General features: G+C 48.6%; 8 protein-coding genes. 3 read left to right on the top strand and 5 right to left on the bottom strand.

All coding sequences use genetic code 11. The features are described from left to right. The first annotated feature begins 204 nt into the window (after window positions 1-204). Complete coding sequence (locus MKX68_RS05085) at window positions 205-600, top strand: hypothetical protein (protein ID WP_340909664.1); 396 nt, start codon at window positions 205-207, stop codon at window positions 598-600. Window positions 601-634: 34 nt separating this feature from the next. Here the strand turns inward: MKX68_RS05085 and MKX68_RS05090 are convergent, their stop codons facing one another. Beyond that, the gene (locus MKX68_RS05090) at window positions 635-1066 is read right to left on the bottom strand and encodes an Lrp/AsnC family transcriptional regulator (RefSeq protein ID WP_338591724.1); all 432 of its coding nucleotides are present in this window, start codon (window positions 1064-1066) and stop codon (window positions 635-637) included. A gap of 132 nt (window positions 1067-1198) precedes the next feature. On the opposite strand from MKX68_RS05090, the gene MKX68_RS05095 reads away from it, so the two are divergent. Then, entirely contained in the window at window positions 1199-1951 is a 753-nt protein-coding gene (locus tag MKX68_RS05095; RefSeq protein ID WP_340909667.1) for an MBL fold metallo-hydrolase, read from the top strand. A gap of 538 nt (window positions 1952-2489) precedes the next feature. On the opposite strand, the gene arfA is transcribed toward MKX68_RS05095, so the two are convergent. After that, window positions 2490-3995 carry an arabinosylfuranosidase ArfA gene (arfA, locus tag MKX68_RS05100; RefSeq protein WP_338591720.1) on the bottom strand — a complete coding sequence of 502 codons (1506 nt, stop codon included), beginning with the start codon at window positions 3993-3995 and terminating at the stop codon, window positions 2490-2492. Between the two features lie 179 nt (window positions 3996-4174). On the opposite strand from arfA, the gene MKX68_RS05105 reads away from it, so the two are divergent. Then, entirely contained in the window at window positions 4175-5083 is a 909-nt protein-coding gene (locus MKX68_RS05105) for an ArsR/SmtB family transcription factor (protein ID WP_340909671.1), read from the top strand. Window positions 5084-5241: 158 nt separating this feature from the next. On the opposite strand, the gene MKX68_RS05110 is transcribed toward MKX68_RS05105, so the two are convergent. The 3 genes from MKX68_RS05110 to MKX68_RS05120 form a co-directional block, all read right to left on the bottom strand. After that, window positions 5242-6036, bottom strand: a complete 795-nt coding sequence (locus MKX68_RS05110; protein WP_074093837.1) for a C40 family peptidase — start codon at window positions 6034-6036, stop codon at window positions 5242-5244. Between the two features lie 527 nt (window positions 6037-6563). After that, entirely contained in the window at window positions 6564-9839 is a 3276-nt protein-coding gene (locus MKX68_RS05115; RefSeq protein WP_340909675.1) for a glycoside hydrolase family 48 protein, read from the bottom strand. 85 nt (window positions 9840-9924) lie between these two features. After that, the gene (locus tag MKX68_RS05120) at window positions 9925-12846 is read right to left on the bottom strand and encodes a glycoside hydrolase family 9 protein (protein WP_445671104.1); all 2922 of its coding nucleotides are present in this window, start codon (window positions 12844-12846) and stop codon (window positions 9925-9927) included. Window positions 12847-12890 lie beyond the last annotated feature (44 nt).

Genomic DNA, 12890 nt, shown 5'->3' on the forward strand with positions numbered 1-12890 from the left:
CTGAGTTATAGTAAATACAGAACGTTGAACATGCCGCTCTGCTCATGCAGGCGGCACGTTTGGCATATTGATCAGCATTGTTCATTAGGAGGAGCATGTATGCAACAACCTGAAACACCCAAGCGTGACCATCAGCAGATTCTTTACCAACGCAGCACTGCGTTATGGAAAGGAAGTTTATGCTTTCTTTTCCTTCTCTTGTGCGTGAGCCTATTATGGATCATCGTGGACGGACAAGCCGAAAGACTGGAGACGATATACTATTCCATCGCAGCCGTACTGGGTATGTGGTTTGTTGGACCGTTGTTCTTCATGTTCGTCTCACGACTAACCAGAACTCCCGCCGTGTTGTTATCCTGGGATGATGATGCGTTGAGCACGGGTAAACGGAAGATTCCATGGAGCCGGATTCGCAAAGTGGAACTCGCCTCACCTGCCCGCAGCAAGTGGCTTCTGTCTACTTCTCCCATGTTTGTCCTGTACTTGAAGGACGGCACACGGTTTCATATTCAAACGGATCATCTACTCAGCAAAAAAGAGCTGAACCAGGCAGTGACTTTGCTTCAGGAGACTTTGCAGGAACAGCGGCAAAATGGTTGAGTATCGGGATGGATGAGGACAAGTTTCCCACACATCATTGTGATTTCTCTACACCTATGGACAGGCTAACTTTGTAATTGCCGTAAGGCAGCAATGCTTCCAGCAGTTGTCCAAGTTGCTCTGTGGTACTGGTCTGCACCCGCATCAGATAACAGCCTTCTCCGCTGACGCGATGGACTTCAACGATGTCCTCACGTTCAGCAATGAATGTACGAAAGGCAGCATGTCTGTCGCCGGAGTTCAAGAAAACTGTGACAAATGCTTGTAGGCCGAGGCCAAGGCGTTCCGGGTTCCATTTTACCGTATAACCTTCAATCACACCCAGATCTTGCAGCTTGCGCACTCTTGCACCAACGGCCTGTCCCGTGAGATGAACCTCTTCACCGATCTCTTTGTGAGAACGTTTGGCATCTTGAATCAGAATCTGCAAAATACGTATATCTGTGGCATCTATCATTTCATTCATCTTGCTTCAGCAATCCTTTCACGGTGAAATTAGCGTGGCCTAATTCCATTCATCATGTTATGTACGCCGTTAAACGGGTTGTATACCATATAAGGGTAATACTATTAAACAACTCGAAGGAGTGCAAATATAATGAAAATTCAATTGATTCGCAATGCTACACTGTGGCTGGAATATGGAGGGCTGAACATTCTCGTTGATCCGATGTTGATGGACGCCGAAGTCATGCCTGCATTCCCGAACACACCCAATGAGTTACGTAATCCAAGAGTGAGCTTGCCCGAAACCGAAACGGATTATCTGAATCCGGATCTGTTGATTGTGACACACACCCATCTGGATCACTGGGATGAAGCAGCGGCGAAACAACTTGGCAAAGACATTCCTCTGATCTGCCAGCCTGGGGATGAGAATGTATTTCTGGGTGCCGGATTCACGAATGTAACAGCTGTAGATGAAAAACATGAGCATCACTCTATCCGATTCGCCCGTACATCCGGGCATCATGGCACAGGTGAGATCGGTGAACGTATGGGCAAGGTGTCCGGCTTTGTACTTGAAGCAGATCTAGAACCTGTCACCTATATTGCCGGGGATACGATCTGGTGTGAAGAACCTGCTGAGGCCATCCGCCAATATACGCCTGAAGTCATTGTCGTGAATGCCGGAGGTGCACGCTTTGTGGAGGGTGATCCCATTACGATGGACGGCCCTGACGTTGTCGCCGTGAAGCGCCATGCGCCGTCTGCTCATGTCATCGCTGTGCACATGGATGCGATTAACCATTGTGTGATGTCTCGTACGGACCTTGCGACTTATCTGGCATCCGAGCAGATGGATGGACAGGTGCTTATTCCACGTGACGGCGAAAGTTTTGAGTTTTAAATTTTGAAGCGGAAGCTACGCTGAATCAAAGCAGAAGAGAATTAACCTTTTCACATAGGTGGGTGGATTGTAACGAACTCAGCACACGCTATTAGTCTGTTTCCAGCAAATCTAATATTCTAACGAATCCTAGACACCTTATTTCCGCTCTAGGCACGCTTTTACCGAGATTCATCCGTCTCTTTGCCAGGATAACGTGTCTCCGATTCGTTAAATTTCTACTATAACGATAATCGGCACAATAAGGTGGCCTAGATTCGTTAGCGCGTATGCGTATGACAGGACCATGTACTTCATTTTCAACACACGCCGTTACCTAGCTTATAAGCTACCTTGTCTGCCACATCATCACTCATGTCTCCCATGCCTTCCCTTTCCCTACAAAACACAACGAAAAAAGCTGGATGCGATGAACTCGCACCCAGCTTTTTTGATTGAAGGAACACGCTAATCCGCTGTTCGCTGGCTTTCCCTCTCAGGCATCAAGCCTGCCATTGCGCCCTCACGTGTCCTAGCCCTTTACGCTTACGCTAATCCCCTACTGAACTTTCAAACGAATCACGTTCCATGATGCTTTCGCCAAGCTCGCCGTAATCAGTGTATCGGAGATGACTGCACCCCCACGATTATGAGGAGCAACGCGGTTTGGTTGTGCCGCTGTATTAACTGCTTTGAGATCATCACTTTCCAGCACGATATGCTCGATCACGGTACACTTCCCGAAGCTGCGCAGGTCCACTTCGAGCGGAAGGGATTCTTCCAGATGACGGTTGACTGCGAATACAGTCACTTCACCCTGCTCTTCGTTATGCACCGCAATAGCTTCCAGATAAGGTACGTCTGTGATTTGTTTTGTATCGTACTTCGGAGACTGAATCAATGGCACCAATGCTGTTCCGCGCCCGAAGAGAGACGTATGCATAAATGGATAGAAGATCGTCTGTCTCCATGAACCACCGCCCGTATCTGTCATGATCGGTGCAATCACGTTAACGAGTTGTGCCAAACATGCCATTTTAACCCGATCCGCATGTTTGAGCATACTGATCAACATACAACCAACAAGCAGTGCATCCTCGTGGTTATAGATATCCTCCAGCTGTGGTGGGGCAATCTGCCAAGGGTCCATCTTCGAATCATTTTCATTGGAGTGATACCATACATTCCACTCGTCAAAGGACAGATACATCGTCTTTTTGCTGCGCTTCTTCGCTTTGATATAATCACAAGTTGCCTTCACGGTATCGATAAAACGATCCATTTCAAGCGAGCGTGCCAGGAACGTTGGCGTATCTTGCTCTTGATTGCCGTAGTATTGATGCAAGGACAGATACTCCACGTGATCATACGTATGATCCAGCACCGTTGCTTCCCATTCCGGGAATGATGGCATATTCAGGTTTGAACTTCCGCAGGCTACCAGTTCAATCGTCGGGTCCGTCCACTTCATGACTTTTGCCGCTTCAACGGCTGCACGTCCATACTCTTCTGCCGTTTTGTGACCGATCTGCCAAGGTCCATCCATCTCATTGCCCAGACACCATGTTTTGATCGCATGGGGCTGCTTATATCCATGCTTGATGCGAAGATCACTATAATACGAACCTTCTGGATGGTTGCTGTACTCTACAATGTTACGTGCTGCATCGGCGCCCCGTGTTCCCAGATTAACGGCCATCATGACTTCAGAATTAGCCTGTTTCGCCCAGTCCACGAATTCGTTGAAGCCAAATTCATTGGTCTCAATCGTTCTCCAGGCCAGTTCCAGTCTGCGTTTGCGTTCTGACACAGGTCCAACCGAATCTTCCCAATTGTAACCGGATACAAAATTACCTCCAGGATAACGTACAATCGGTACATTCAACTCCTTGACCATCTCCAGCACATCCGTGCGGAAACCCTGTTCGTTCGCTGATGGATGCCCCGGCTCGTAAATCCCGCCATAGACTGCACGTCCCAGATGCTCAATAAATGATCCGTACAAGCGCTTATCCACTACACCAATAGTAAAATCTTTATCTACCGTCATTTTTGCTTTTTCCATAATGAATTTCAACTCCTTAAGATTAATATAAAAATTAATTGATATTCTATGGATCAACGTTCATATTTATATTAAAATCGATTATAGCCTTAATTTCAACCTGAATTTTGCAAAATGTTATTCTTTTTACTGAATTTATGTTTAACTTAATTCTATACAGAAAAAATGGAGGAACAACTGTGATCAGAGCAAATACCGATGCCGAATGGCTCCCCCTATATGAAGCACTTGCCAGTGAAGTCCGTCTACAGATCATCCGCCTTGTTGCAGAGACTCCGATGAATGTGAAAGACCTTGCTGCTTCACTGGGTCTAAGTAGTGCTATCGTGACCATGCATGTCCGCAAACTTCAGGATGTGGGCATTATTCAGTCCAAAATGATACGCAAAGACGGCGGCACACATAAAATGAACAGTCTTGCTGTAGACTGGATTGGCATCTCCATGCCGCAGGAAAGCGGGACAGCGCGCAAGCTGCACGAAGTTTCTGTACCTGTGGGACACTACACTCACTTTGACGTCTACCCGACATGTGGTCTGGCTACGTCCAATCATGTTATCGGACAGTATGATGATCCTCGTTATTTTCTCGACCCCGAGCGGATGCATGCGCATATTCTGTGGTTTGGTCGTGGATTTGTGGAGTACAAAATTCCAAACTATATCTTATCCGGACAGCAGATCAATGCCATTGAATTGTCCCTAGAGATCGGGTCAGAAGCCCCTTCGGTTAATCCGAATTGGCCCTCGGATATTACATTCATGCTGAATGGCATCCGATTAGGGGAATGGACAAGCCCTGGAGATTCAGGCAACGGACGTGGCATGTTCACCCCGGAATGGTGGAGTGACAGTGTCAATCAATACGGCATGCTCAAGGTACTCCGAATTACCAATGAGGGTACGTTTATTGATGGACAACATCTATCCGACATTACACTCGCAGATATCCCGGTTGAACGCAACCAATGGACTCTTCGTCTTTCGGTGGAGGAAGATGCCCGGCATGTAGGTGGGCTCACCTTGTATGGTGAGGGATTCGGAAACTACAATCAGGACATCCTGTTCCGACTGTACTATCAGGATTGAACTCTTCGGCTCAATAGAAAACACAAAAACACCTCCCACTCGCCCTCAAAGGCAAATGGAAGGTGTTTAATATACATATGAACATCCGCAAAATACCGTAGAATATCCTAGAATATCCTAGAAGTTCGTAGAAGTTCTAAGAAGGTTCTTGTTCTAACCTACAGCGCACTACCACCAAACAGGAAGCGGTACTCCCAGTGTTTGCCGGAGATATCACTAGTTGTTACACCACCGCCAGCGTTAGAATAGGTGTGTAATACTTTTCCGTCGCCCAGGTAAATCCCTGTGTGCGTAATGGTTGCGGTAGATTTATTCACGCCGGAATACGATGATGCAGAGCTGCCTTTATACGACATGAAATACATCAGATCTCCGCGTTTCAGGTTTTTCCAGTTGGTCTGAACTGTACCCTTGGCTTTTACATAAGCTCCCTGTTTGCGGGAATCCGCTGGAAGCTTGATGCCCAGCGCATCGATGAAAGCCTGACGTACAAAGCTGGAACAGTCAAAAGTCGCTGTGCTGTTACGACTGGCTCCGAACTCATAAGGTGTTCCCAAGTATTTCATTCCCGCTGCAATCACTTTTTCTACAGATGCATTGCCGGTCACCGATGTACCACTATTCGAACCCGATCCGCTTGTGCCGCCACTAATCGCTTGTGTGTATTTGGATGAAGAAGATATGTAGCCTGTCCGGTTAGCAGAATCCTTAATCTTATACCAATCCGAACCGGATTGCTGAAGCACCGTTACCGTTTCCCCTTTAGCAACCAAGCGAACAATCTTCGCAGAAGAAGAAGGTGTTGTGCGTAGGTTTACGCCCCAAATTACTTTTACTTGTGAATTGTCAACAGCAGCTGCCGATACCTGTGCCGTTAGTGCTCCTGTCGTCAGACTTCCCATCAGCATCGTTGCTGTGACACTTGCCGTAATAATCGTTTTCTTCCAGTTCATGATGTCGAGTTCCCCCTGATGTTACAGAATTTTAACCTGGCTTGGTTCTCCCGGGCTTGCCCCATTGTAAACGGGCTATCCATAACGTTCATCAGTCGAAAGTCCTGTATTGATATAGGCACATTTGAGCACTAAGTATCAGGTTCTGTCCATGATCTGCTGGAAAAATTCACTGCTGATCCCTTCTTTTTGAAAGGTTAAATTATTGTAACTATTTGATAGGCTTGATTTTTCCGCGATACAAGAGCTAGGTCGTTTCTCATTCAGGGCATATGCCATATGACCTAGATTTTAATGTTTAAAATCGCAAATATGGTAAACATTACTATGATTCATTTGCCGATTACCGTTGCCCGAATTCACATTTTTGCCTCCAGCCTCAATACGGATCGATTTATCAGCAGTGTCCGTTTGATTATTTCGTATTTCATTTTTGCTTTTCCATAAAAAAAGAAAAGCCAGGGATCTCTCCCCGGCTTAACCTGTATGATGAGTAACATCTCTCTACAGCTAGTCGATCAACTCATTTAAGGTTCAATTCCCCATACCTTGGCGCCATCCTGATAAGCTGTCACTTTCGTCCAGGCACTGAAGGCCGTTTGAGTGGAATCAAAGGAATAATCATTCGTTTGATCAAAATTCGTCCAGTTATTTTTCGAGAAACGTCCCTGGATGACTCCAGTCTCGGCACCCGCGGCCAAACTGCCTGCACCCGCTTTGAATCCAATCTCCAGATACGTATCTGCCGTGCCCTTGGCCGGATCTATCGAAACAAAATGCCCTTCCACATTACCACTGCCAACCTGTGCATAATCACACCAGAAACTCAGATCAGCGGCACTATCCTTCGTGAAATAATACCGGACCTTCACTTTGCTCAAGTCGACAGCAGTTGTTCCTGTATTCTTCACATTGAACTGTGGAGTAATCGCATTGCCCGAAGTTCCTGAACTACCATTACGGTATTGTACTTCAAGCGTTCCCGTTGTGACTGGAGGTGCTAATGGGGTCAACACCAATACATTCGAATTCGTCTGACCACTCGTATTCATGGCTACGACTCTGTAATTATAAGCCGTACCATTCACCGCTGTAGCATCGGTATACGTCAGTGCAGTCAAACCAGTTGCCAGATCAGCATATGCTCCGGTGCCTACCGAACGTTGCACCTTATAACTTGCTGCACCAGTTGATGCTGTCCATGTCAGTACCGCCTGGGCATTGCCAGCCGTTCCAGTAAGGTTGAATACGCCTGGCACAACGGTACCTGCCAATGGTGTTGCAGATGCCTGTGTCGACGGTACGGACTCACCTACGGCATTCACCGCAGTGATGACATAATAATACGTTGTGCCGTTGGTCAAACCTGTGTCTGTGAATGTCGATCCTGTGACTCCTGTCGCTACAGGCGTATAAGGACCACCGTTCACTGTTGCACGTTTCACAGTATACGAGGCCGCACCAGCAGCTGCGTTCCAATTCAGAACCACTTGCTCGCTTCCTCCAGTTGCTGTTACTCCAGCAGGAGCAGCGGGTACTTCCACTTCCGGACTATCGGAATCTCCGAGGAGACGATCATACTCGCCGTACGCTGTAGCCATATCCACCTGTGACCAGAACCGGTGATACGTAAAGGTAGGTGCACCGTTTTCCCACTGCTTCGTGGTCGGGTTATACGACGTTTTGTACAGGTTATCCAGGTAAGCCCATGCCGGATCTTGCTTGATGGCCGGACGCAGATCGGAGTATCCAATGTATACGCCATTGCCGCCTTTCGCCGGATCGGAAGGTACACCTGCTGTACCTGGAATCGTGTTGCCTTGACCAAAGGTTCCTGACCAGTTCGCCGGGATATAGATCTCTTTGGCAAAGAAGCGGAAGTAGTCTTTACGTTCTTCTTCCGTAACAATCCCCACACCATCATTGTAATCCCAAGCTGTATCCAGCAGAGCCTCGGCCAAATCCTTGGCTTCTTGGCCTTCCGCGCTAAGTGTGCCGTTCTCTGCCTGTGTTCCCGCTGCGAAGAAGGTCAGAGCTTTAACGTAACTTCCCAGAACTCCTGTGTCCTGCACTGGATCTTTGGTCGTTACACGGAAGTTCGGATTTTCCGTAAACGAACTGAATCCGTTCCACTTGTCCGGTTGACCCTGCCATTCCTGACCACCCGGAATCCAGAACTCTCCCGGAGCCGGCGTTGTTGCTACCTGAACATTGGTTCCACCCAAAATGCGCTGTCCAGCCACATTCAGATAATAACCTTGCGCATCCGTCACCGGACGCTCACCTACAAATACATAATCCTTACTCCAGTCGATCCACTTCGTGATTACTTTTTTGGCCATCTGGAAGTTCTCAGAGGTCAAATCACCGCTCTCCGCAAGAATATAGTACATCTCGGCTACACGCTCCAGCGGCCATGCCTGGAATCCAAACCAGGTGTTGGAATCCGGATCACGATATACAGGTGCCTCCTGATAAGCCATGTCATAGAATGTACTTACGCCTGCCGGATAGGCTTTGTATGAACCATCCAGACTGTTCGTTGCTCCCCCGCCGATAGCTCCTTCATGGGATTGTAGCCAAGTGTAGAATTCCAACTGACGTTTCAGCGTAGCATTCCAATCTGCCTTCGCTGTTGCTGATTTCGGAATCAAGCCGCCAGCCGGATCAGACAAAGCATACGCTGCAACCGGGTTTTGATAAGCCTGATGGGTATGGCTCGCTCCAATGCGCCAAGCCCAATCCCCACCTTGACCCAGGCCACCGCCCCAAGACGTATACCAAGCCATGAGATACATGTTGGAATCCTTGCCTGTACCCGGAGTCGGTGTACCGTTCTTTGCACTTCCAATTTTCTGGAAGTATTTATCATACATGCCATAGCGCAGATAGTCCCCCATCTTCTTCGCTTTATCCAGATATTCCGGATTGTTGTATCCCATCTCCTTCGCCCAATACAGCACCTGTACAGCACGTGCATCGGCATCCGTTGCGTTTGTGTAACGCCATTGCGCTGACGGTACCTGATTTTCCTTTGTGAACAAGCTCATGAAACCTTCGTTTGCCTTACCAAAAGATTTATCATCCTGGGATGGATGCGGAATGGCTTCCCACACAGACTCCTGCTCGCCACGCTGGAACGTATTCACATAGGTAGCCGTGTGTGATGGATTCAACAGGTTGCCATATCCATACCAGTTATCCACATCGACCAGCCAGTGCATGAGATAGGTCTGATTGTCACCATAGGTCGCCTTAAGTTCGGCATCAATCGGGTCTTTACCCGCTGCATATTGACCATTAAGTTGCGATGGATATTGATCAGGAAAAGGTTTTTCCGCTGCATACGTAGCAGGGCTGTTTGGGTTGTATGAACTCATCGTAGGCTGCTCTTCCTTGCCGTCACCTTCGTTGACCGGGATAATGTATTTCTCCATACTGTCCCATGCTGCTTCCAATTGGGACCAATCTCCCGTGTAGTGGCCATACATGGTTTCCAACCACAGCCAGTAACTGTATGCCTCGGACGTCGTCATATGACCATAATCCGGGGCCTCACTGAGCAGGCTCTCAATGGAATGATACGGTAGACCCTCTGGAGAAAAATATCCGTTCGCCGGATCTTTCAACTGATCATACAATTGCAAAAACCGGGCTTCATTAATGCTGTCTGCCTGAATCTCGATGGCCTGATCTGCGGCATGTGCTGTTTGCGGCCCTGCCCAGAGTCCGGTGTATCCGGTCAACATGACGGTTCCCGCCAGCATGGCTGTTAAACTTTTTTTCGCAGCTGATTTCAACATTAATATATACCTCCCTGGAATAGTGGAAATTGAATATAAACGCTGTTGGTCTGCCCATGCTGATCTTCTTCTGACATTCAGTCAGTTACGGCTCCAAGCCCCATACTTTGGTGTTTCCCTGATACCCGGTTACCTTGTTCCATGCGGCAAAAGCCGTCTTGGAAGCATCATAGGAATAATCATTACTTTGATCGAAATTGCTCCAGTTATTTTTGGAAAAGCGTGCCTGAATCACGCCGGTCTCTGCTCCAGCGGCCAAACTGCCTGCTCCCGACTTGAAGCTAATCTCCAGATACGTATCTGCGGTACCCTTCGCCGGATTCACTGCGACAAATGTACCTTCAACATTGGCCGTGCCCATTTCGGCATAATCACACCAGAAAGTCATTTGATCCGCACCATCCTTGGTGAAATAATATCGGATCTTCACGGTACTGAGATCAATCGCCTGTGTTCCCGTATTCTTCACGTTGAACTGCGGAGTCACCGCATTACTTGAATTCCCGGAACCTCCGCTGCGGTACTGCACTTCGAGTGTACCGGTCGTCACCGGAGGTGAAGTAGGTGTCAGTGCCAAGACATTGGACAGTGTCTGTCCGTTCGCATTCACAGCTGCAATCCGGTAATTGTACGTGGTACCATTCAGCGCTGTTGTATCGGTGTAAGTCAACACGGACAAACCGGTTGCCACATCTGCATATGTCCCGCCTGCCACCGAACGTTGTACCTTATAGCTAGTAGCGGCCGAGGCTGCTGTCCAGGTCAGGACCGACTGCGCATTGCCAGCTGTCCCACTTAAAGTCAGTGCTCCCGGCACCGTCGAAGCTACTTGCGGGGTAGCCGACACCTGTACAGAACCCGATGATTCCCCTGCTGAATTCACAGCAGTCACTACATAATAATAAGCCGTCCCGTTGGTCAGCCCCGTGTTTGTGTAGGTCAATCCATTAACCCCTGTCGCAACAGTTGTATATGGTCCTCCACTCACCTCGGAGCGCTTCACCGTATACGATTCAGCCCCGGATACAGCGGCCCAAGTCAGGTTAACCTGACTACTTCCCGCCACAGCCTGCACGCCAGCAGGTGCGCCTGGAACCGTGACTGGTGTAACACCAGGCTCCTGTCCATACACCTTTACCCCTGCATCATAGACTGGAAGGTATATGCTCTTCACAGGAGTGCCTGTGGTCAGCGTCTGGAACGAATGATCATTGCTGGCATTCCATACACCCTGTGGGCCTGTAATGCGGAACTGTACTTCTTTACGATAATTTCCTTCCCCACCTGGATAGATCTTGGTATTACCGAAGTTCGCCGTAATGGCATAGATATGCTGGGCTGCATTTACCACAACTGGTTGGGATACCGTCGCCCCCTCCGTATAGGAGGTTGTCACTTGCACGTCCGATACCGTACGTCCGGCAGCATACACTTCACTCAAATCCAGGAAATACTTAAAAGAAAGTTGATCTCCCATTCGGGCAGGCCAAGCGGAACGATTATTAAGCTGTGCTCTGATTTCCGTATAATTGGCGCCTGATGATTTAATAGCAGCCTCCACAAAGAACTCATCGCCCTTCACCTCAGGTGCAGGGAAGTTCGCAAGGGGCTGATGATTCTGACCAAATAGCAAATTCATCTTTGCCAGTGCACCGGTAAAACCAGCATTGTAATCGGTTGCGACCTCATTACTCACGTAATCCCCGATATCATCGGTATATCCATCCGATGCATCCGGGCCACCGACCATGGCACCATACAGAATGTGGCGATGGTTAGCCGGGATATCTTCGTTATTCAGCCATGAACCGTGAGCGGTCCGATGATGCGGATGTTGAGGTGCATTTTGCCCATATCCGACCACATAACTGCTCTGACGTGGATTATCGCCTAAAATGTAGTTCATTTGTGAGACAGCGAAATCCTGATATCTTGATTTTTTCACAGGATCACTAACCCAGTCGGAGTATACAAAAGAAATAAAGGATGCATTCGCTGCATATCGGAGCGAGCCCCACTGATCCAGCCACGCCAGACCTCCTGGCGTATACTTGACTCGTGTCCCATTGACTCCAACCGTCCAATAATCCAGATTGCGCTCAGTCGACTGAATAAATCTCGTCGCCTCCGGCATGTTCAAACTGGACGTAATTCGGGCAAGTAGGATCTGGGCACCATAATTTTTGTTATCCCAGCCCTGTGTCCACGTATAGGGCCAGTTTGCAGAACCACCGCTGGCAGACCACCGATCCGAAGCCGCAATGGCTTTGGACAAGTAAGCGCTATCATTAGTAGCTAAATAAAGCCATGCGCCACCCCATGCCAATTCGTCTTCGTATCCTGACCACGAGTTATAGAACGCTGCAGCATCAGTGATACAATCGGTGTATTTCCCCCGATATGTATCTGCGAAGTTATACAGCTCTTTCGCATGTTGGAGCAGTCTGGCCGAATATGCCGGATCATCATCTGCAAATACAATCGATGACGCTGCCAGCGCTGCAGCCGTTTCTGCCGCCAGATCACTGCCCGGGCAGGAAGCATCGATTTTGAACGAGGGACGACTCATCTGCATGACTTCTGCGGGACCCCACCAGGCATGGTCGGTATTGCCTGCCCCCACTTGTCCCCATAATTCATTTGGTTTCGTATGCGCTTTCATAAAATAGTCGGTCGCCCATCGGATATTATCCTTGATCTCCTCCAGTTGTCCGGCCTGTTCATATCCGTCGCTGTATTCCACGACAGACCAGGCAAGCATCGTTGCGGAAGCAGCCATCGGAAAACCAAACTTCACGTGATCTCCGGCATCATACCATCCTCCGGTCAGATCAACGCCTACATCAGCTCCATCCTGCATGCCTGAATTACCACGCCATTCGACCCGATTACTCGCCGGCAATGGGCCCGAACGCTGTGCTTCATAGAAGTAGATGGCCTTTTGCAGTGCTTCAGCATAGTTTTGATTTCCGGCGGCCGCATCCGCCTTACGAATTCCTGTACCCATCGATAAACTCCCTGCCAGTAGTCCTGCCGATAACGCGATCACGG

Source organism: Paenibacillus sp. FSL M8-0212, assembly GCF_038004645.1.
Classification (GTDB): domain Bacteria; phylum Bacillota; class Bacilli; order Paenibacillales; family Paenibacillaceae; genus Paenibacillus.

Excerpts from the sequence above, each read along its gene's own strand:
- MKX68_RS05090 (WP_338591724.1), bottom strand. The coding sequence starts at position 1,066 with ATGAATGAAATGATAGATGCCACAGATATACGTATTTTGCAGATTCTG.
- MKX68_RS05095 (WP_340909667.1), top strand. The coding sequence starts at position 1,199 with ATGAAAATTCAATTGATTCGCAATGCTACACTGTGGCTGGAATATGGA.
- arfA (WP_338591720.1), bottom strand. The coding sequence starts at position 3,995 with ATGGAAAAAGCAAAAATGACGGTAGATAAAGATTTTACTATTGGTGTA.
- MKX68_RS05110 (WP_074093837.1), bottom strand. The coding sequence starts at position 6,036 with ATGAACTGGAAGAAAACGATTATTACGGCAAGTGTCACAGCAACGATG.
- MKX68_RS05115 (WP_340909675.1), bottom strand. The coding sequence starts at position 9,839 with ATGTTGAAATCAGCTGCGAAAAAAAGTTTAACAGCCATGCTGGCGGGA.
- MKX68_RS05120 (WP_445671104.1), bottom strand. The coding sequence starts at position 12,846 with ATGGGTACAGGAATTCGTAAGGCGGATGCGGCCGCCGGAAATCAAAAC.